This is a genomic window from Streptomyces sp. NPDC017448, from assembly GCF_044330565.1.
GTDB lineage: Bacteria > Actinomycetota > Actinomycetes > Streptomycetales > Streptomycetaceae > Streptomyces.
In genome coordinates this window covers 44,320-65,341 of sequence record NZ_JBIRLM010000008.1, presented here as the reverse complement: position 1 = coordinate 65,341, position 21,022 = coordinate 44,320, and the positions used below count along the sequence as shown (strand labels likewise).

Below are 21,022 nucleotides of genomic sequence, written 5' to 3'. Positions count from 1 at the left end.
GCGGCGCCCGCCCGCACGGCTTGAGCCGCCTGCCCGCCCGCCCGCACGGCCCGCCCCGCTTCGTCGTCTCCCCCGGCCGTTCCCCCTCCGCCGGGTCAGTCCACGCGTACGCCGAACACCGGGACCGACGCCTCCTCGTCGTCCAGGCATGCGCCCGTCGTCAGGTCGAACCGCTGTTTCAGCAGCGGCGAGGCGACGAAGGGCCGCCCGCCGGCCGAGCCGAGCAGCCCGCGCGCGAGGACGTACGCCCCGGTGAACGGATCCCGGTTGCCGATCGCGTACACCCCGCCCGCCCGGTCCGTGAAGACGGCCGCCTGATCCCCGTCCGGCAGCAGCACGGCGACGCCCCGCCCGGGGGTCAGGAGCGCCCGGTCGCAGACCGCCGCCCAGCCTCCCCCGTGGGCGAGCCGGACGGTCCCGGCGGTGGGCGCGGGGGCGGGCGCGGCGGTGGACGCGGTCTCCCGCGCGGTCGTGGTCGTCGCGGTGGTCATCAGGATGCGGTCCCTTCGAGGGTGCGGACGGCGAGCACGGGCCCCGCGAGCAGCTCCAGGTCGGGTTTGACCTGGTCCCGCTCCGGAACGAACCCCACCGAGGGGTCGGGGGTGCCGGGGGCGTTGACGAAGGTGACGAACCGTCGCAGCCGCTCGGGGTCGTCGAGGGTCTCGGCCCACTCGTCGCGGTAGTTCGCCACGTGGTCGGCCATCAGGCGCTCCAGCTCCGCGCAGAGCCCCAGCGCATCGTGGACGACCACGTCCCGGACGTGGTCCAGGCCGCCGTCGATCCGCTCCAGCCAGGCCGAGGTGCGCTCCAGGCGGTCGGCGGTACGGATGTAGAACATCAGGAACCGGTCGATCAGCCGCACCAGTTCGGCGTCCGACAGGTCCTGGGCCAGCAGGTCGGCGTGGCGCGGGGAGGCCCCGCCGTTGCCGCCGACGTACAGGTTCCAGCCCTGGGCGGTGGCGATGACCCCGAAGTCCTTGCCCCGGGCCTCCGCGCACTCGCGGGCGCAGCCGGAGACCGCCGACTTCAGCTTGTGCGGCGCGCGCAGTCCCCGGTAGCGCAGCTCCAGGTCGATCGCCATCCGCACGGAGTCCTGCACCCCGTAGCGGCACCAGCTCTGCCCCACGCACGACTTCACCGTACGCAGCGATTTCCCGTACGCGTGGCCCGACTCGAAGCCCGCGTCCACCAGCCGGGCCCAGATCAGGGGGAGTTGGTCGACCCGGGCGCCGAAGAGGTCGATGCGCTGACCGCCGGTGATCTTCGTGTAGAGGCCGAAGTCGCGGGCCACCTCACCGATGACGACGAGCTTCTCCGGGGAGATCTCACCGCCCGGGATGCGGGGCACGACCGAGTACGAGCCGTTGCGCTGGAGGTTGGCCAGGAAGTGGTCGTTGGTGTCCTGGAGCGCCGCCTGCTCGCCGTCCAGCACATAGCCGCTCGCGCCGACCGTGGGGGCGAGCGAGGCGATGACCGAGCCGACGGCCGGCTTGCACACCTCGCAGCCGTCCCCGCCCCGCACCTCCTCGCGGCCGTGCGAGTCGAGCAGCGCGGCGAACGAGGTGACGCGCAGGGTGCGGACGATCTCGTACAACTCGCCGCGGCTGTAGGGGAAGCAGCCGCACAGCCCCGCCTCCTCGGGCGGCGGCATCAGCTGCCCGATCACCTTGACGCAACTTCCGCACCCCGTACCGGCCTTGGTGCACCTCTTCACCTCGGACAGCGTGGTGTGCCCGCGGATCTCGCCCTTGGTCACGTTGTGGCAGGAGCAGACCACCGCCTCGTCCGGCAGCGCGGCGGGGCCCAGCGCCGCCGGACCGCCGCCCGCCCCGGCCGGCAGCACCAACTGCTCGGGGGCGAGGGGCGGCACCGTGCCGGTCATCGGCCGCAGCGTGCCGTACTGCTCCGCGTCCCCGACCAGCACCCCGCCCAGCAGGGTTCCGTCCGCACCGACCACCAGCTTCTTGTAGACCCCCGACCGGGCGTCGGAGTAGACCACGTCGAGCGCCCCCTCGGCCGTCCCGTGCGCGTCCCCGAACGAGGCCACGTCCACCCCGAGCAGCTTCAGCTTCGTCGACAGGTCCGCCCCGGTGAACGCGGACCGCCCGCCCGCGATGACCTCGGCCGCCGTCCGGGCCATCTCGTACCCCGGCGCGACCAGCCCGTACACCCGGCCGTCGGCGGCCAGCGCGCACTCGCCGATCGCGAACACCGCCGGGTCCGACGTCCGGCACTCCTCGTCCACGACGATCCCGCCGCGCTCCCCGACCGCGAGGCCGCACTCCCGGGCCAGCCCGTCCCGGGGCCGCACGCCCGCCGAGAAGACGACGAGGTCGACGGCGAGCGAGGACCCGTCGGAGAGGGCCATCCCGGTCACCGCACCGGCCTCGTCCGCGACGATCTCCCGCGTGCCGACCCCTGTGTGCACGGTCAGCCCCATCTCCTGAACCGTCCGCAGCAGCGCCGCGCCGCCGCCCCCGTCCACCTGGACCGGCATCAGCCGGGGCGCGAACTCCACGACGTGGGTGGCGAGTCCGAGCCCCTTCAGCGCCCCGGCGGCCTCCAGCCCCAACAGCCCGCCGCCGACCACGGCGCCGGTGGCCGCGCCCTTCGCGTACTCCTCGATCGCGAGCACGTCCTCGATGGTCCGGTACACGAAGCAGCCCCGGGCGTCCTTCCCCGGCACCGGCGGCACGAAGGGGTACGAGCCCGTCGCCAGCACCAGCGTGTCGTACGGGAAGACCGCCCCGGACCGCGCGGTCACCGTCCGCCCGGCCCGGTCGACGCCCGTCGCCGGGTCGCCCACGTGCAGCTCGAAGCCGTGCCGGGCCAGGAAGTCCGGCTCCACCAGGGAGAGGTCGTCGGGGCTGCGGCCCTCGAAGTACGAGGTGAGCCGCACCCGGTCGTAGGCGGGACGGGGCTCCTCGCAGAGCACGACGACCCGGGCGCCGCCGGCCGCCGGGGACAGGCCGCGCTCGGCCAGGGCCTCCAGGAACCGCTGGCCGACCATGCCGTGCCCCACCACCACGATGGTCGGGAGGCGGGCGGGCGCGGCCGGGGCGGCCGAGGGGGCGGCGGCGCCCGGGCCGCCTCGCGGCGCGGCGGCGGTGGCGCTCGGGTCGAAGGTGGGCTCCGGCATCTCAGTGGCCTCCGTCGGTTGTCCTCATGCCCCGAGCGTGGGCGGCAGGTGTTACCCGGCGGCATCCCGGCTGTTTCCCGGGCGGAACCTTGCGCTCAGCGGAGGGGGCGGAGCCCTGTGAGGGAGGCGCCCGGGGGTGGGGGAGGGGCCCGGGGCCGGGAGGCGTGGGGTCGGGGAGGGGTGCGGCCGGTGCGGGACGCGGGGCGGTGAGGGGCGGCGGCAGGCGTGCGGGCGTCACGTCCGGGTCGGCCCGAGGGGACCGGAACGCGAGGCCCTAAGGTCGGGGCGTGCCTGACATATCCCTGACCACGCTGATCCTCCTCTGTCTCGCCGCGGCCGCCGCCGGCTGGATCGACGCGGTGGTGGGCGGCGGCGGACTGCTGCTCCTGCCCGCCCTGCTGCTCGGCCTGCCGCACGTCCCCGCGGCCCACGTCCTCGGCACCAACAAGGCCGTCGCCATCGTCGGCACCTCGGGCGCGGCGGTGACCTATCTGCGCAGGGCCCCGATACGGGTGGGGCTCGCGGTACGGGTCGGGCTGACGGCGCTCGCGGGGTCGATGACGGGGGCCTTCTTCGCGGCCGGGATCAGCAGTGACGTGCTCCGCCCGGTGATCATGGTGGTGCTGCTCGGGGTCGCGGCCTTCGTGATGCTGCGCCCGGCCTTCGGCACGGCCGCGGCGGGCGACGGCACGGACCGGCCGGTGACGCGGGCCCGGATCATCACGGCGATCGTGCTGGTCGGCGGCGGTATCGGCTTCTACGACGGGCTGTTCGGACCGGGCACCGGCACCTTCCTCGTGCTGGCCCTGACCGCCGTGCTGCATCTGGACCTGGTGACCGCGTCGGCCACGGCGAAGATCGTCAACGTGTGCACCAACGCGGGGGCGCTGGCGATGTTCGCGTACCAGGGCACCGTGCTGTGGCAGCTCGCCGCCGTGATGGCGGTCTTCAACCTGGCGGGCGGGACGGTCGGGGCGAGGATGGCGCTGAGCCGGGGGAGCGGCTTCGTCCGGGCGGTGCTGCTGACGGTGGTGTTCTCGCTGGTGGCCAAGTTGGGCTTCGACCAGTGGAACGCGTGAGGGCCGCCCGCCCGCCCGGCGCGCGCCGCGGAGGGGCCGGTCCTCTCAGCGCACGCCGGTGAGGTGCGCGTACGCCACCACGTTGCCCTGGTACCCGGTCTCCTCGGAGAAGCCGCCGCCGCAGGTGATCAGCCGCAGCGCGGCGTGCGGCACGTCGCCGTAGACGCGCTGGTCGGGGAAGTCGTCGTTGTCGTAGACCTCGATCGCGTCGATCGAGAACACGGCCGTGCGCCCGTCCTCGCGCTCTACCTCGACGGTGTTCCCCTTGGCCAGGGAGCCCAGGGCGTAGAAGACGGCCGGCCCCTCCGCGTTGTCCACGTGCCCCGCGACGATCGCGGTGCCCCGCGCCCCGGGCGGGACGCCGCCCCCGTACCAGCCGGCGAGGTTGCGGTCCTCGTCCGGCGGTACGTCGAGGCTGCCGTCGGCGGCCAGCCCCAGCGGGGTCATCGGGGCGTCCACCGCGATGGCCGGGATGCGGATGCGGACCGGCTCGGAGCGGTCCATCGGTTCGGCGACCGGCGAGCCGGGCCGGAGCTGCGGCCCGGCGGCGAACGCCTGGGCGCTGGAGGGCTGCGGCGGGGTCGACTGGCCGCCGGGGCCGTTCTGGACGAGCCAGATACCGCACAGCACGGCGATGCCCACCAGCCAGCCCTTGGCCTTCTGCGCGCTTGGGGACACGGCGTCGTCCTCGGTCGGTGGTACGGGGCGGACGGGGCGCGCTCGGGGACGCGCCCCGTCCGGTCGGAGGGAGGAAGCGGCGGTTCGGCTTCCGCGCCGTCGGTTCAGTCGCTCCCGTCGCCCCGGGCCGGGCCCCCGCGGGGTTCTGCGGCCCGGGTGGCCTCTGCGGCCCGGGCGGCCCGGCGCCGCGCCTCAGCTGCCTTCGGCGCCCTCGGAGCGGCGGCGCAGCAGCCACAGACCGCCGACGGCGGCCAGGCCGATCACGCCGACGCCGAGCGCGACCTGCGTGGAGTTCGGTTCGACGCTGCCGCCGACCCCGGTCCGCACATGACCGGACGGGCGGTCGTGGATCGGCTTGTCGGGCTTGCCCCCGCCGATCACCTTGAGGTCGCCCACCGCGTCCTTGCCGTTGTCGCAGGAGACGACGATCTCGTAGACCCCGGGGCGGGTGTCGTGCGGCACGGTGAACTGGCCGACCAGGACCTCCTTGTGGGTGCCGGGGCGCATCTCGAAGTCTCCGGCGTCCAGTTCGTTGGCGTCGCCGATGCCGGAGCCCTTGGGGCCGCAGGCGGTGGTGTTCACGGTGACGGTGGCGCCGGGGGCCGCGGTGGACGGGGTGATCTCCAGACGGCCGAAGTCACCCGCGTACGCGGACGGAGCGGCGGCGGTGAGACCGAACGCGATGACGGTGAACGCGGCACCGACGGTGCCGGTCACGAGGCGGGCAGGACTGCGCATGGGGATCCTCCGGGCAGACGGCGCGAGCGGGTGGTCCTGAACCCGAGCCAACGGCGGCACGGCCGCCCACGCCTCCTGACACCGGATCAGCTTTCACCCGAACGGACCGGCGCGGCACCCTTGCCGCAGGGATCACCGCAGGTCGTGGCGGTGCGACTGGGTCGTTCGGCCCGTACGGGCGACCCGGGTGCCGATCGGGTGAGGCGGCGCGTGAAGTGTGACACAGGTCACATGTATGACTTCGCGGGTGCCGGGCACACGCAAGACACCCCCCACGGGACGGAACACCCGCCCCCCCAACGGCACCGCCCCACCGGTCCACCCCCCCCCAGGACCGGTGGGGCCGGTGCCGGTTCCCCGGCCCCATCCCCCCCGGGCCGGGCGGGGCGTCCGATCCGCCCGTGGGGCTTTCCCGCACATGACGGCCGGCCGCGCACGTGACGGCCGGCCGCGCACCCAGGGCGGGGGTCAGCTCCCGTCCGTGGCGCTCCCGTCCGTGGCGCTCCAGACGATCCGCGGCGGACGCACCCGGCCGCACAGCGGCCGGCCCCCCGCGTCGGTGAGCCCGAGCCGCCCGGTGAGGTGGCCGGTGCGCACGGCGGACTCCAGGACGCCCGGCTCGATGTCGGCGAACATCAGTTTGGCGCGCCGGAACATGGTGAAGACCCCGCCCTCGTCCACCGTGCCCCAGGACAGGTAGACGAACCGGCCGCCCAGCCGGTTCTGGACGTAGGGCCCCGACACCTCGACGCCGTCCGCCGCGGGGACCGCCGTGCAGTCGAGGACCCACGAGGCGCGGGGGGCGTCCCCGGGGCGCGGGCCGAGCAGTTCGCCCGGCCGGTCCTTGCGCTGGACGCCGACGTGGACGTTCTCGTACCCCGGGAAGTCGCCGTCCGGACCGCAGTCGCGGCCGGGGAGGTCCGATGCCTCGATATGGATCTGCATGGCCCCCATGGTCCGGCACGGCCCGGCCCGGCGGCCTTCGCCCCCTCCGGACGGGCCCCTTCCGTACGAGCCCTTCCGTAAGGCCCCTTCCGTACGAGCCCCTTGCGTACGGCCTCCCGCGGAACGTCACACGGCGTCGGCCGGGACGGCCTCGTACACCGCGCGCAACTCCCGCGTCAGCTCCTCGTCGACCGCGAACACGGTGTCGTCGATCCGGTGCACGGGGGCGATCCCCTGCGCGTTGCAGACGAAGGCGGCGGGGAAACGGCCCACCCCGTCCGGGCCCTCCAGCGTCACGGGGCGGCGCACCGGGGGCCGTCCGGCCCGTTCGAGCCCCCGTTCCAGCAGCGTCATCGTGGTACCGGCGAGCGCGGGGGCGTCCGGCCACACCACCGAAGTCCCGTCCCAGAACCCGATATTGGTGGTCGCGCCCTCGGTCACCACGCCACCGGGCAGGGTCAGCAGCGCCTCGTCGTAGCCCGCCCGTCCGGCCAGCATCGCGTAGTACATCTGCCCGAACTCGCCCGGCCGTTTGATGTGCGGGGCCGTGCGCGCGTACGGGACCGACATCAGGCTCCGCGCCCCGGCCGGCGGAGCGGCGGGCCCCCGGACCGTCACCATCAGGGACGTCGCCACCGCACCCGGCGGCAGATAGGCGTGGACGCGCACCGAGGCGTCCGTCCGCCCCGCCCCGGCCAGGGCGTGCCGGACCAGCTCCCGCACCCGGTCGCCGTCCAACGGCAGCTCGAACAGCTCCCGGTTCGCGGAGTCCAACCGGTCCAGGTGCACGGCCAGACCGCGCACCGCGCCGGACCGCACCTGGAGGGCGGTGAAGTGGCCGAAACCGTGCAGGGCGGGAACCCTCAGCTCCTCCCCGGTGGCCGGACGGCCGTCGAACTCGATGTAGGGCACGGGTGCGTCCAGCGTTTCCGGGGCCTTGGACGGGCGCGTCGTCATGCGGCCACCGTACGCCGGGCGCGCCTCCGGAGGAGGGGCTTGACCTCAACCGCGGTTGAGGCGGAAAGGTCGTCCCCATGACCACCACAGCCGCGTCCACGCAGCCCACCGCCTCCACCGAGCCGGCCGCCCCGCTCAAGGTCGCCGTCATCCTCGGCAGCAACCGCGACGGCCGCTTCGGCCCCGTCGTCGCCGCCTGGTTCCTGGCCCGGGCGGCGGGCCACCCCGGCATCGAGACCGACCTGATCGACGTCGTCGAGGCCGACCTGCCCACCGCCATCACCTTCAGCCCCCGACCCGAGGAGGCGGCCCGCCTCGGCGCGGTCTCCGCCCGGCTCGCCGCCGCCGACGCCTTCGTCGTCCTCACGCCCGAGTACAACCACTCGTTCCCCGCGCCGCTCAAGAACCTCATCGACTGGCACAACGCCGAATGGCAGGCCAAACCGGTCGCCTTCGTCGGCTACGGCGGCATCTCCGGCGGACTGCGCGCCATCGAACACCTCCGGCAGGTCTTCGCCGAGCTGCACACCGTGACCATCCGCGACACCGTGTCCTTCCACAACGCCGGGGCCCTCTTCGACGACCAGGGACGCCATCTGGAACCCGAGCCCGCCGACGCGGCCGCCAAAACGCTGCTGGACCAGCTGGTGTGGTGGGGCACCGCGCTGCGCGACGCCAGGAGCCTCCGCCCGTACGGCGCCTGAACCACCCGCTTGCACGGCGCCCGACCCGCCGTGGGCCGACAATCGCATCGAGGGCCCGCGGACAGGGAGCCCGCCGTACTCCGAGGAGATGGACGATGACAGCGCCGCCCGCATGGCTGACCGTACTGACCACGACCGACAGCGAGGCCAAGGCCCACGCCCTGGCGCGGTCGGCGGTGGAGGCCAGGCTGGCGGCCTGCGCGCAGATCTCCGCCCCCGTCACCTCCGTCTACCGCTGGCAGAACGCCGTCGAGACGAGCGAGGAGTGGCAGATCTTCCTCAAGACGACGGCGGAACGCTACGAGGAGCTGGAGGAACACATCCAGCGGGAGCACGACTACGACACGCCGGAGGTCATCGCCCTGCCGGTGGTCCGGGGCAGCGCCCGCTACCTCGGCTGGGTGACGGCGGAGACGGCGCCCCCGGCACCCCTGTGACGGCGGCGACCCCGTCCGTGCTGGGCGACCGCCCCACCGGCGCCGAGCCGCCCTCCTCCGGGGCCGGGACGCTGCTTCCGGGCGGGGCCCCACCGCGCCCCGGCCCTCCGGGGCGTGGCGGGGCCCGCGTGACGCCGGGCCCCACCGCGCCCCGGAGGGCGCGGCAGCGGGGCGTGGGCGGAGGCCGGCCACGGGGCCGGGGCGGGGAGCGGCCACCGGGTCGGCCCTGCGCCCCTCCACCGGGGGGCGGACCTGCGCGCTCCTCCGCCGGGGGCGGTCCTGCGCCCCTCCACCCGGGGGGCCGGACCTGCGCCCCTCCACCGGGCCGGTCCTGCCCTCTCCTCCACCGCCGGGCTGGTCCCGCCTCCCTCCACCGGGCGGTCCGTCACCGCGCCCCGGTCGCCAGGGCCTCCGCCACCCCCGGCTCCCGCGGCCCCAGGAAGCGCGGGTCGGGCCGGAGCAGGGCGTCCAGGGCCGCCTTGCCCGAGGCCGCCAGTTCCCGGGCCCCGCCGTAATACCAGGTGGCGTCCCGCGGTTCGTCGACGCCCACGCCGTACGCGTCGATCCCGGCGGACCGGCACAGCGCGACCGCCCGGTGGATGTGGAAACCCTGGCTCACCAGTACCGCCCGGTCGACCCCGAAGATCTTCTTGGCCCGGACGCAGGAGTCCCAGCTGTCGAACCCGGCGTAGTCGCTCACGATCCGCCCGTCCGGTACCCCGTGCCCGGTGAGGTACGCGCGCATCGCGTCCGGCTCGTCGTACTCGACGCGGCTGTTGTCCCCGGTGACCAGCACGACCCGCACCTTCCCGGCGCGGTACAGCTCGGCCGCCGCGTCCAGCCGGTGGGCGAGGTACGGGGTCGGCCGGCCCTCCCACAGCCCCGCGCCGAAGACCACGGCGACCTCCCGCGCCGGGGCGTCGGCCACCGAGCCCACCCGGCCCCCGGCCTCCAGACGCATCCAGGTGGCGGGCACGAGGGCCAGCACGCAGGCGGCCACCACGCCCTGCACCAGCCGTCGCCGCCCCCGCCGGGTACGCGGCAGCCGCAGGGCCGCGAGCCGCCGCAGCCCCCGCACGCCCGCCGCCCGCACAGCCGCGAACCGCACAGCCGCGAACGGCCCCCGCAGGCCCGGGGCGCCGAACCGCCGCCGCAGCCCCGCGCCCGGCGACGCCGACCGCTCCCGCGGCGTCACGGACCGCCGCCCGAGCCGCTTCCGACCCTCCTCGCGCGTCCCGCCCGTCCCCCGCGCGCCCCTCGTTCCCCGCACCGCGACCCCCGCCCCTCGATCCGTCCGTCGCGCCGTGCGCGCCCGGTGCCCCCACACCCCCTGACGACCGGAGCACCGCAAAGGTTCGCCCCCCGCCCCGGTTGTGGCGTCCGACACCGCCGGCGAACCGGGCGGCCCAGCCCCCTACACCGCCCCCGCCCCCACCGCGGGAGGTCCGCGAACCGGGCGGAGAAGCCCCCGCACACCGCCCCCGCCCCCGCCGTGAGGTGGAGGCAACCCCCCGTGACCCCGGCGCAACGGCCGGGCAACCTCCGCCCGGCACCATCGCCCCATGACGGAGCACGCCCCGCGACACCCCGCCCCCGCCCTGGTCGCCGTGGCGCACGGCAGCCGCGACCCGGAAGCCCTGCGCACCGTGCTGGCCCTCCTGGACCGGGTGCGCGAGCTGCGCCCCGGACTCGACGTCCGGCTCGGCCACATCGAACTGAACGCGCCCCTGCTCCCGGCCACCCTGGACGGCCTGCGCGGGGCCGACGCCGTCCTCGTACCGCTGCTCCTGGGGCGCGGCCACCACGTCAAGCGCGACCTGCCCGCCACGGCCGCCGCCGCCCCCGCCGTACGCACCAGGACCGCCGCGCCCCTCGGCCCGCACCCCCTGCTCGCGGAGGCGCTGTACGGGCGGCTCCTCGACGCCGGCTGGAACCCCGCCGACCGGGGCGGCCGGCGCGCCGCCGTGGTCCTCGCCGCCGCCGGCTCCCGCGACCCCGAATCCGCCCAGGACACCCGGAGCACCGCCCGCCTGCTCGCCGAACGCCTCGGCGTCCCCGTCGTCCCCGCCTACGCCTCCGCCGCCGCGCCCACCGTCCCCGCCGCCCTGCGCGCGCTCGCCGCCCGAGGACGCCACCGGGCCTTCGTCGCCTCGTACTTCACCGCCCCCGGCCGCTTCGCGACCGCCTGCGCCGCCGCCCTGCCGCACCGGGCCGCGGCCCCGCTCGGCGCCCACCCGGCGATGGCCCGCCTCGTCCTGCACCGCTACGACCGGGCGCTCTCCGCGAGCCCCCCGGACCAGGCGGCCGTCCCGCTCGCTTCCGCCTGACACCCCGGCCCGCGCACGCCGCCCTGTCCGTCCCGGTCGCTACTGTCGGGAGCATGGAAGGCACACAGGACACACAGGGAGCACCCGGGACGGACCGGGCGACCGGCGCTCACGGCGTACACGGCGCTCACGGCGCACCGGCCGTACGGCACGCGCCGGGCGGCCGGGGGGCGAGCCCCTACGGGCCCGCCGACACCGAGCGGTTCGACACCGAGGAGGACAAGCGCCCCGGCCGTACCGCCTTCCAGCGCGACCGCGCCCGGGTCCTGCACTCCGCCGCCCTGCGCCGCCTCGCAGGCAAGACCCAGGTCGTCACGCCCGGCACCCGCTCCCCCCTGTGGGACGCCAGCCCCCGCACCCGGCTCACCCACTCCCTGGAGTGCGCCCAGGTCGGCCGCGAGCTGGGCGCGGCCCTCGGCTGCGACCCGGACCTGGTGGAGACGGCGTGCCTCGCCCACGACCTGGGCCACCCGCCCTTCGGCCACAACGGCGAACAGGCGCTCAACGACTTCGCCTCCGACTGCGGCGGCTTCGAGGGCAACGCCCAGTCGCTGCGCCTGCTGACCCGGCTGGAGCCCAAGCGGTTCGTCCACGACCCCCGCAGCGGCGACCTGGTCAGCGTCGGCCTCAACCTCACCCGGGCCGCCCTGGACGCCGCCACCAAGTACCCCTGGCCGCGCGGCGCGCACCCCACCGACCCGCACGCGGTGAAGTTCGGCGTGTACGCCGACGACCTCCCGGTCTTCACCTGGGCCCGCGAGGACGCGCCCGAGGACCGCACCTGCTTCGAGGCCCAGGTCATGGACTGGTCCGACGACGTGGCGTACTCCGTGCACGACTTCGAGGACGGGCTGCACGCCGGGCACATCGACCCCAACTGCCTCTACGCCGAGCCGGAGCGCGAGGAGATCTGGGCGGTCGCCGTCGGCCGCTACGTCCCCGCCGGCACCGACCCGCAGGAGCTGGCCGACGCCCTGGACCGGCTGATCGCCCAGGAGTGGTGGCCGCACGGCTACGACGGCTCCGCCGTGGCCCAGGCCCGGCTCAAGGACGCCACCAGCCAGCTCATCGGCCGGTTCTGCCTGCAGGCCGAGACCGCCACCCGGGCGGTGTACGGCCCCGGCCGCCTCGGCCGGTACGCCGCCGAGCTGGTCGTCCCGCGCGAGGTGCGCCACGAGTGCGCGGTGCTCAAGGCGGTGGCCGACCGGTACGTGATGCAGCGCGCCGAACAGGAGACCCTCCGCGCCGACCAGCGCGTCGTGATCGCCGAGCTGGCCGCCGCCCTCACCGCCCGCGCCCCCGAGGGGCTGGAGCCGCACTTCCGCGCCCTGTTCGACCAGGCGGCCGACGACCACGCCCGCAAGCGCGTCCTGGTCGACCAGATCGCCGCCCTGACCGACGCCTCCGCACGGTCCCTGCACGCCGCGCTCACCGACCGTCGCGGCTGACCGGCAGACTGGAAGGGGCCGGACACCCGACCACCGGGTGTGACCTGTCCGGGGCACACCCTCTTTCGCCACCACGCCGCGTGCGGGACGCTCGCAGCAGTGGGGGCGCCGCGCAGCACAGCACTGAGGAGGCATCACGTGGTCGACGCACACCAGACGTTCGTCATCGTCGGAGCGGGGCTCGCAGGAGCGAAGGCGGCCGAAACACTGCGCGCCGAAGGGTTCACCGGCCGCGTGATCCTCATCGGCGACGAGCGCGACCACCCCTACGAACGGCCGCCGCTCTCCAAAGGGTTCCTGGAGGGCAAGGCCGAACGCGACACCGTCTTCACCCATGAACGGCCCTGGTACGCCGGGGCCGACGTCGAGCTGCACCTCGGCCAGCCGGTCACCGCGCTCGACCGGTACGCGAAGACCGTCCAGCTCGGCGACAACACCGTCATCCACTACGACAAGCTGCTGCTGGCCACCGGCTCCGAACCGCGCCGCCTGGACGTCCCCGGCACCGACCTGGCCGGCGTCCACCACCTGCGCCGCCTCGCCCACGCCGACCGGCTGCGCAACGTGCTCGCCGCCCTCGGCCGCGACAACGGCCACCTGGTCATCGCCGGGGCGGGCTGGATCGGCCTGGAGGTCGCCGCCGCCGCCCGCGGCTACGGGGCCGAGGTCACCGTCGTCGAGCCCGAGCCCACCCCGCTCCACCAGGTCATCGGCCCCGAGCTGGGCCAGATCTTCACCGAGCTGCACAGCGCGCACGGCGTCCGCTTCCACTTCGGGGCCCGCCTCACCGAGATCATCGGCCAGGACGGCATGGTGCTCGCCGCCCGCACCGACGACGGCGAGGAGCACCCCGCCCACGACGTGCTCGCCGCGATCGGCGCCGCCCCCCGTACCGCCCTCGCCGAGGCCGCCGGGCTGGAGACGGCCGACCGCGCCCACGGCGGCGGCATCGCCGTGGACGCCTCGCTGCGCACCTCCGACCCGCACATCTACGCCGCCGGCGACGTCGCCGCCGTCCTCCACCCGCGGCTCGGCACCCGACTGCGCGTCGAACACTGGGCCAACGCACTGAACGGCGGACCGGCCGCCGCCCGCGCCATGCTCGGCCAGGACGTGACGTACGACCGCGTGCCGTACTTCTTCTCCGACCAGTACGACCTGGGCCTCGAGTACAGCGGCTGGGCCCCGCCCGGCTCCTACGACGAGGTGATCATCCGGGGCGACGCCGGGAAGCGGGAGTTCATCGCGTTCTGGCTCAAGGACCGCCGCGTCCTCGCCGGGATGAACGTCAACGTGTGGGATGTCACCGAAACGGTCCAGGAGCTGATCCGGGCCCGTCAGCAGCACGACCCGGAAGCCCTCGCGGACCCGTCCGTCCCCCTGGAATCCCTGCTCTGAGGCCCCGGCCGGGGCGCGGACCCCGCCGCCCGCGCCCCCAAGGAGCCGCCTGCCGTGCGTCCGGCCGTCCGCGCCCACCCGTAGACTTCACCCGTGGCGGGCAGGATCAACGACGACGACGTGAAGGCGGTACGGGACGCCGTCCCGATCGACTCCGTCGTGTCCGAATACCTCCAGCTGCGCAACGCGGGCGGCGGAAACCTCAAGGGCCTCTGCCCCTTCCATGACGAGAAGTCCCCCTCCTTCCAGGTCAGCCCCGCCAAGGGCCTCTTCCACTGCTTCGGCTGCCAGGAGGGCGGCGACACGATCGCCTTCGTGATGAAGATCGACCACCTCTCCTTCTCGGAGACGGTCGAGCGCCTCGCCGCCAAGGCGGGCATCACCCTGCGGTACGAGGAGGGCGGCTACAACCCCTCCCACCAGCGCGGCGAACGCATCCGGCTGATCGAGGCCCACCAGGCCGCCGCCGAGTTCTACGTCCGCGCCCTGGAGAGCCCCGAGGCCGAGATCGGCCGGAAGTTCCTCGCCGAACGCGGCTTCGACCAGGACGCCGCCGCCCGCTTCCGGGTCGGCTACAGCCCGGCGGGCTGGGACCACCTCACCCGCTATCTGCGCGGCAAGGGGTTCAGCGACAAGGAGCTGATCACCTCCGGCCTCTCCCAGGACGGCCGGCGCGGCCCCATCGACCGCTTCCGCGGCCGGCTCATGTGGCCGATCAGCGACACCGCCGGCGACATCGTCGGCTTCGGCGCCCGCAAGCTCCGCGACGACGACAACGGCCCCAAGTACCTGAACACCCCCGAGACCCCGGTCTACAAGAAGTCCCAGGTGCTGTACGGCATCGACCTGGCCAAGAAGGACATCGCCAAGGCCAGCCGCGCCGTCGTCGTCGAGGGCTACACCGACGTCATGGCCTGCCACCTCGCCGGGGTCACCACCGCCATCGCCACCTGCGGCACCGCCTTCGGCAACGACCACATCAAGATCCTGCGCCGCCTCCTCATGGACAACGGCAGCGCCCGGGTGATCTTCACCTTCGACGGCGACGCGGCCGGGCAGAAGGCCGCCCTGCGCGCCTTCGAGGACGACCAGAAGTTCGCCGCCGAGACGTACATCGCCATCGCCCCGGACGGTATGGACCCCTGCGACCTGCGCCTCGTCAAGGGCGACGACGCCGTGCGCGACCTCGTCGAGCCGCGCACCCCCCTCTTCGAGTTCGCGCTGCGCCAGATCGTCGGCCGCTACGACCTGGAGACCCCGGCCGGGCGCGCCGCCGCCCTGGACGAGGCCGCCGCCGTCGTCGCCAAGATCAAGACGAGCAGCGTGCAGCGCGAGGTCGCCGTCCAGCTCGCCGGCCTCGTCGGCATCCTCGACCAGGAGTTCGTCGTCCGCCGCGTCGCCCAGCTCGCCCGCTGGGCCCGCGACAAGGGCGGCGACCACGGTGAGCGCGGCGGTCGCGGCGGCCCCCCGGACGCCCGCGGCCCGCGCGGCGGCGCCCCCCAGCGGAGCGCCCCCGCCCCCGCCCCCGGCTTCTCCGGCCCCGCGCTCAACCTCCGCAGCCCCGCCCACCGCACCGAGCGCGAACTGCTCAAGCTCGCCCTCCAGAGACCCGCCCTGGTCTCCCCGGCCTTCGACGCCTACGGCGTGGACGAGTTCACCGCCCCGCCCTACGCCGCCGTACGCCGGTGCATCGAGGAGGCGGGCGGCGCCGAGCAGGGCGTCGTCGACGACCGGGCGTACCTGGGCGCGGTCCTGGACGCCGCACCCGACAACACCGTCCGCAGCCTCGTCACCGAGCTGGCCGTCGAGGTCTTCCACGGCAAGTCCATCGACGAGACCTACGCGGGCATGCACCTCGTCCACGTACGGCTGCGCGCCGTCGACCGCCGGATCGCCGACGTCCAGAGCAGCCTCGCCCGTCTCGGCACCAACGTCGCCCCCCAGGACCTGGCCGCCGCGCAGAACGAGGTCTGGGTGCTCCAGCAGTACGCCCAGTCCCTGCGCGCCCACGGCGCCGCCGCGCTCTGAGCCCCCACGGCCGGTGCGGGTAACCGGCCGGTGACGGACCGGAACCAGAAAGTCCCCGCACGCCCCTCGTGACAGCCGTGTGCCGTACCCCACACTGGGGAATGTCTGAGGCAACGGAGCACGCCGGTCCGCAGGGGAACACCCGCGCCCGGACGGACCTCCACCCCGTCATCCGGCCGCGATCACCTGGAGGTCGCCCCCGTGCAGACCCGGACCGTGACGACCACGACCGAGCCCATCGCGGCCATCCCGGCGCAGCACAGGGCCCGGCACCACCCGGAGGCCGCGGTCGGCCCGTCCGGATACGCCCCCGAGGCAGTCATGGTCGAAGCGACGCACCTCCCCGAACCTCCGGATCCCCGGAGCCGCGCGGACTCCGGCGGTCCCACCTCCGACCTGTTCCGGCAGTACCTGCGCGAGATCGGCCGCATCCCGCTGCTCACCGCCGCCGAGGAGGTCGAGCTGGCCCGCCGAGTCGAGGCCGGACTCTTCGCCGAGGAACGCCTCGCGGGCACCCCCGACCTCGACTCCCGCCTCGCCGGAGACCTGGACCGGCTCGTGGTGATGGGCCGCACCGCCAAGCGCCGCCTCATCGAGGCCAACCTCCGCCTCGTCGTCTCCGTCGCCAAACGCTACGTGGGCCGCGGGCTGACCATGCTCGACCTGGTCCAGGAGGGGAACCTCGGGCTGATCCGGGCCGTGGAGAAGTTCGACTACGCGCGGGGCTACAAGTTCTCCACGTACGCGACCTGGTGGATCCGCCAGGCCATGTCCCGCGCCCTCGCCGACCAGGCCCGCACCATCCGCGTCCCGGTCCACGTCGTGGAGCTGATCAACCGCGTGGTGCGCGTCCAGCGCCGCCTCCTCCAGGAACGCGGCGTCGAGCCGGGCGCCCAGGACATCGCCGCCGAGCTGGACCTGACGCCCGAACGGGTCACCGAAGTCCTGCGCCTGGCCCAGGAGCCGGTCTCCCTGCACGCCCCCGTCGGCGAGGAGGACGACGTCTCCTTCGGCGACCTCATCGAGGACGGCGACGCCCCCTCGCCCGTGGAGTCCGCCGCCTTCCTGCTGCTGCGCGAACACCTGGAGGCGGTGCTCTCCACCCTCGGGGAGCGCGAACGCAAGGTGGTCCAGCTGCGGTACGGCCTGGAGGACGGGCGGCCCCGCACCCTGGAGGAGATCGGACGGATCTTCGGCGTGACGCGTGAACGCATCCGCCAGATCGAATCCAAGACCCTCATCAGGCTGCGGGACCACGCCTACGCCGACCAACTCCGCGGCTACCTCGACTGATCCGCGCGCGGTGAGTCAGTCGACCTCGGCCAGCGCCTGGGCGAACTGCGCCGCGTACAACCGCGCATAGGCGCCGCCGGCCGCCAACAGCTCGTCGTGCGTGCCCTGCTCCACGATCGACCCGTTCTCCATCACCAGGATCACGTCCGCGTCCCGGATCGTGGAGAGCCGGTGCGCGATCACGAACGACGTACGCCCGTGGGCCAGGCGCGCCATCGCCTTCTGGATCAGCACCTCGGTCCGGGTGTCCACCGAACTGGTCGCCTCGTCCAGCACCAGGATCACCGGATCGGACAGGAACGCCCGCGCGATCGTGATCAGCTGCTTCTCGCCCGCGCTGACCCCGCTCCCCTCGTCGTCGATCACCGAGTCGTACCCGTCGGGCAGCGTCCGGATGAACCGGTCCGCGTGCGCCGCCCTCGCCGCCTCCTCGATCTCCTCCCGGGTGACCTCGCGCGAAGCGCCGTACGCGATGTTCTCCGCGATCGTCCCGCCGAACAGCCAGGTGTCCTGGAGCACCATGCCGATCGAGGACCGCAGTTCGGCCCGGGACATCCGCGCCACGTCGACCCCGTCGAGCGCGATCCGCCCGCCGGTCACCTCGTAGAACCGCATCAGCAGATTGACCAGCGTCGTCTTGCCCGCACCGGTCGGACCGACGATCGCGACGGTCTGCCCCGGCTCCACGCTCAGCGACAACTCCTCGATCAGCGGCTTGTCCGGCTCGTAGCGGAACGACACCTTCTCCAGCGAGACACGGCCCTCCAGCGCCTCCGGGCGCTCCCCGTGCTCCGGGTCCGCCTCCTGCTCCTCGGCGTCCAGCAGCTCGAAGACCCGCTCCGCCGACGCGATGCCGGACTGGATGAGGTTGGCCATCGAGGCGACCTGCGTCAGCGGCATCGAGAACTGCCGCGAGTACTGGATGAACGCCTGGACGTCACCGATCGACAGTGCCCCCGAGGCGACCCGGAGCCCGCCGACCACCGCGACCAGCACGTAGTTGATGTTGGAGATGAAGAACATCAGCGGCTGCATGAGCCCGCTGGCGAACTGGGCCTTGAACCCCGCCTCGTACAGCGCCTCGTTCTGCTCGGCGAAGTCCCGCGCGGACTCCTCCTGCCGGCCGAACACCTTCACCAGGGCGTGGCCGGTGTACATCTCCTCGACGTGGGCGTTCAGCGTGCCCGTCACCCGCCACTGCCGCACGAACTGCGGCTGCGACCGCTTGCCGACCTGGGTCGCCACGACCACCGACAGCGGGACCGTCACCAGCGCGACCAGCGCCAGCAGCGGCGAGATCCAGAACATCATCACCAGCACGCCGACGATCGTCAGCACCGAGTTGATGAGCTGCCCCATCGTCTGCTGGAGCGTCTGGGAGATGTTGTCGATGTCGTTCGTCGCCCGGCTCAGCACCTCACCGCGCTTGGCCCGGTCGAAGTACGACAGCGGCAGCCGCGCCAGCTTCGTCTGGAGGTCCTCCCGCAGCTGGAACACGATGCGGTTGATCACCCGGATCGAGGTCCGCGTCGCCACCAGCATCAGCAACCCGGCCCCGACGTAGATCACCAGGGCCACCAGCAGGACGTTCCCCACCGCACCGAAGTCGATGCCCTCGCCGGGGGTGAAGTCCACGCCCGACAGCATCTCGGCCATCGACCCCCGGCCGTCCTCCCGCAGCGCCTCGATCGCCTGCGCCTTCGTCGTGCCGTCGGGCATCCCGCGCCCGACCACACCGGCGAAGATCAGGTCGGTCGCCATGCCGAGGATCTTCGGCCCGGCCACCGCCAGCGCGACGCTCACCGTCACCGCGGCCAGCATCAGGTACAGCGACGCCTTCTCCCGGCCGAACCGCTTCAGCAGCCGCTTGCCCGACCCCTTGAAGTCCATCGACCGGTCGGTGGGAGCGCCGCCGGCCATCATCCGTCCGCCCGGACCGGCCATTACGCGGCCTCCGCTTCCGTCAGCTGGGAGAGCACGATCTCCCGGTACGTTTCATTGCCGTCCATCAGCTCGTGATGGGTTCCGGACCCCACGAGCCGGCCCTCGTCCAGCACCAGGATGCGGTCCGCGTCACGGATGGTGGACACCCGCTGCGCCACGATCACTACGGTCGCCCCGGCCGTTTCCCGCCCCAGCGCCGCCCGCAGCGCCGCGTCGGTTGCGTAGTCCAGCGCCGAGAACGAGTCGTCGAACAGGTAGATCTCCGGGCGCTGCACCAGCGTCCGGGCGATCGCGAGCCGCTGCCGCTGACCGCCGGACACGTTGGTGCCGCCCTGCGCGATCGGAGCGTCGAGGCCGTGCTCCAGCGCCTCGACGAACTCCTTGGCCTGCGCCACCTCCAGCGCGTGCCACAGCTCCTCGTCGGTGGCGTCCGGGTTCCCGTACCGCAGGTTCGTCGCCACCGTCCCCGAGAACAGGTACGGCTTCTGCGGCACCAGGGAGACCGTCTTCGCCAGCAGCGCCGGGTCGAGCGTCCGCACGTCCTCGCCGTCGACCAGCACCTCGCCCGCCGTCACGTCGAACAGCCGGGGCACGAGCCCGAGCAGCGTGGACTTCCCGCTGCCCGTCGACCCGATGACCGCGGTCGTCTCGCCGGGCCGGGCCACCAGGTCCACGTTCCGCAGCACCGGCTCCTCGGCGCCCGGGTAGCGGAACTCCGCCCCGCGCACCTCCAGATGACCGTGGCGCCGCAGTTCGGTGACGGGCGCGAGCGGCGGCACGACGCTCGTCTCGGTCCTCAGGACCTCCTCGACGCGCTCGGCGCACACCTCGGCGCGCGGCACCATCATGAACATGAAGGTGGCCATCATCACGGCCATCACGATCTGCATCAGGTAGGCGAGGAACGCGGTCAGCGCGCCGATCTGCATTCCGCCGCCGTCGATGCGGTGCGCCCCGAACCACACCACCGCGATCGACGACAGGTTCACCACCGTCATCACGGTCGGGAACATCAGCGCCATCAGCCGCCCGGTCGCCACCGACACGTCGGTCAGCTCCGTGTTCGCGCCCCGGAACCGCTCCTCCTCGTACGCGTCGCGGACGAAGGCGCGGATGACGCGGTTGCCGGTGATCTGCTCGCGCAGCACCCGGTTCACGCCGTCCAGCCGCTCCTGCATGGTGCGGAACAGGGGGCCCATCCGCTTCACGATCAGGCCGACCGAGACGCCGAGCACCGGCACGACCGCCAGCAGCACCGCGGAGAGCGGCACGTCCTGCCCGAGCGCCATGATGATGCCGCCGACGCACATGATCGGGGCCGACACCATCAGGGTGAACGCCAGCAGCACCAGCATCTGGATCTGCTGGACGTCGTTGGTGGTGCGGGTGATCAGCGAGGGGGCCCCGAACCGCCCCAGCTCACGGGCGGAGAAGGACTGCACCCGGTCGAAGACGGCGGCCCGCACATCGCGGCCGAGCGCGGAGGCCGTGCGGGCGCCGTAGTACACGGCCCCCACGTTGCAGACGATCTGGAGGACGCTCACGGCGATCATGAGACCGCCGAACTCCAGGATGTAGCCGGTGTCGCCCGTCACGACACCGTTGTCGATGATGTCGGCGTTCAGGCTGGGCAGGTACAGGGTGGCGCAGGTCTGGAGCAGCTGGAGGAGCACCAGCAGCGCGATGGGTTTCTTGTACGGGCCCAGATGGACCCGCAGGAGTTTTATGAGCACGCGTGTCTCTCGGAATCGGCGGCAGGCAGAGGCCGACCCAGTTTCGCGTACGCCGTACTCCGGGAGCCAACCCTTTTCCCCAAACCCGGGTCAAACCTGGAGCGCGCGGGAAGGGGACCGCGCGCTCCGACCACGGGGGCGCACCGGTTCGCCCGGGGCTCCCCTCCCGGGCGC

At 73.9% G+C, this 21,022-nt stretch carries 17 protein-coding genes; 8 read left to right on the top strand and 9 right to left on the bottom strand.

The window, feature by feature from the left end; all coding sequences use genetic code 11:
- Positions 1-95 precede the first annotated feature (95 nt).
- Together nirD and nirB are read right to left on the bottom strand one after the other, a co-directional pair.
- Positions 96-491: a nitrite reductase small subunit NirD gene (gene nirD, locus ACH4K1_RS15640; protein ID WP_398089813.1), complete on the bottom strand. Its 396-nt coding sequence runs from the start codon at positions 489-491 to the stop codon at positions 96-98.
- The gene (gene nirB, locus ACH4K1_RS15635) at positions 491-3,139 is read right to left on the bottom strand and encodes a nitrite reductase large subunit NirB (RefSeq protein WP_398089811.1); all 2,649 of its coding nucleotides are present in this window, start codon (positions 3,137-3,139) and stop codon (positions 491-493) included. Before nirB ends, nirD begins: the two co-directional genes overlap by 1 nt.
- Positions 3,140-3,426: 287 nt before the next feature.
- Here nirB and ACH4K1_RS15630 point away from each other — a divergent pair, with 287 nt between their 5' ends.
- Entirely contained in the window at positions 3,427-4,218 is a 792-nt protein-coding gene (locus ACH4K1_RS15630) for a TSUP family transporter (protein ID WP_398089810.1), read from the top strand.
- Positions 4,219-4,263: 45 nt separating this feature from the next.
- On the opposite strand, the gene ACH4K1_RS15625 is transcribed toward ACH4K1_RS15630, so the two are convergent.
- The 4 genes from ACH4K1_RS15625 to ACH4K1_RS15610 form a co-directional block, all read right to left on the bottom strand.
- Complete coding sequence (locus tag ACH4K1_RS15625) at positions 4,264-4,896, bottom strand: class F sortase (protein ID WP_398089809.1); 633 nt, start codon at positions 4,894-4,896, stop codon at positions 4,264-4,266.
- Positions 4,897-5,088: 192 nt separating this feature from the next.
- Complete coding sequence (locus tag ACH4K1_RS15620) at positions 5,089-5,634, bottom strand: hypothetical protein (protein ID WP_398089808.1); 546 nt, start codon at positions 5,632-5,634, stop codon at positions 5,089-5,091.
- Between the two features lie 468 nt (positions 5,635-6,102).
- Positions 6,103-6,579 carry a DUF5990 family protein gene (locus ACH4K1_RS15615; protein WP_398089807.1) on the bottom strand — a complete coding sequence of 159 codons (477 nt, stop codon included), beginning with the start codon at positions 6,577-6,579 and terminating at the stop codon, positions 6,103-6,105.
- A gap of 126 nt (positions 6,580-6,705) precedes the next feature.
- Entirely contained in the window at positions 6,706-7,536 is an 831-nt protein-coding gene (locus ACH4K1_RS15610; RefSeq protein ID WP_398089806.1) for an aminotransferase class IV family protein, read from the bottom strand.
- Between the two features lie 77 nt (positions 7,537-7,613).
- Here ACH4K1_RS15610 and ACH4K1_RS15605 point away from each other — a divergent pair, with 77 nt between their 5' ends.
- Together ACH4K1_RS15605 and cutA are read left to right on the top strand one after the other, a co-directional pair.
- A complete protein-coding gene (locus tag ACH4K1_RS15605; protein WP_398089805.1) occupies positions 7,614-8,240 on the top strand; it encodes an NADPH-dependent FMN reductase in 627 nt (208 codons plus the stop codon).
- 95 nt (positions 8,241-8,335) lie between these two features.
- Positions 8,336-8,677, top strand: coding sequence for a divalent-cation tolerance protein CutA (cutA, locus tag ACH4K1_RS15600; RefSeq protein WP_398089804.1), 342 nt, complete (start codon positions 8,336-8,338; stop codon positions 8,675-8,677).
- A gap of 385 nt (positions 8,678-9,062) precedes the next feature.
- Here the strand turns inward: cutA and ACH4K1_RS15595 are convergent, their stop codons facing one another.
- Complete coding sequence (locus ACH4K1_RS15595) at positions 9,063-9,785, bottom strand: vancomycin high temperature exclusion protein (RefSeq protein ID WP_398089803.1); 723 nt, start codon at positions 9,783-9,785, stop codon at positions 9,063-9,065.
- A gap of 454 nt (positions 9,786-10,239) precedes the next feature.
- Here ACH4K1_RS15595 and ACH4K1_RS15590 point away from each other — a divergent pair, with 454 nt between their 5' ends.
- From ACH4K1_RS15590 to ACH4K1_RS15570, 5 genes are all read left to right on the top strand, one after another.
- Positions 10,240-11,004: a sirohydrochlorin chelatase gene (locus ACH4K1_RS15590; protein ID WP_398089801.1), complete on the top strand. Its 765-nt coding sequence runs from the start codon at positions 10,240-10,242 to the stop codon at positions 11,002-11,004.
- A 53-nt stretch (positions 11,005-11,057) separates the two neighbouring features.
- Positions 11,058-12,452, top strand: a complete 1,395-nt coding sequence (locus ACH4K1_RS15585; protein WP_398089800.1) for a deoxyguanosinetriphosphate triphosphohydrolase — start codon at positions 11,058-11,060, stop codon at positions 12,450-12,452.
- A 138-nt stretch (positions 12,453-12,590) separates the two neighbouring features.
- The gene (locus ACH4K1_RS15580) at positions 12,591-13,850 is read left to right on the top strand and encodes an NAD(P)/FAD-dependent oxidoreductase (protein ID WP_398089799.1); all 1,260 of its coding nucleotides are present in this window, start codon (positions 12,591-12,593) and stop codon (positions 13,848-13,850) included.
- A gap of 93 nt (positions 13,851-13,943) precedes the next feature.
- A complete protein-coding gene (gene dnaG / locus ACH4K1_RS15575; RefSeq protein WP_398089798.1) occupies positions 13,944-15,878 on the top strand; it encodes a DNA primase in 1,935 nt (644 codons plus the stop codon).
- A 201-nt stretch (positions 15,879-16,079) separates the two neighbouring features.
- On the top strand, positions 16,080-17,171 hold the full coding sequence (locus ACH4K1_RS15570) for an RNA polymerase sigma factor (RefSeq protein WP_398089797.1): 1,092 nt from the start codon (positions 16,080-16,082) through the stop codon (positions 17,169-17,171).
- 15 nt (positions 17,172-17,186) lie between these two features.
- On the opposite strand, the gene ACH4K1_RS15565 is transcribed toward ACH4K1_RS15570, so the two are convergent.
- Positions 17,187-19,115 carry an ABC transporter ATP-binding protein gene (locus ACH4K1_RS15565; protein WP_398089796.1) on the bottom strand — a complete coding sequence of 643 codons (1,929 nt, stop codon included), beginning with the start codon at positions 19,113-19,115 and terminating at the stop codon, positions 17,187-17,189.
- Positions 19,115-20,848: an ABC transporter ATP-binding protein gene (locus tag ACH4K1_RS15560; RefSeq protein ID WP_398089793.1), complete on the bottom strand. Its 1,734-nt coding sequence runs from the start codon at positions 20,846-20,848 to the stop codon at positions 19,115-19,117. Before ACH4K1_RS15560 ends, ACH4K1_RS15565 begins: the two co-directional genes overlap by 1 nt.
- Between the last annotated feature and the right edge of the window lie 174 nt (positions 20,849-21,022).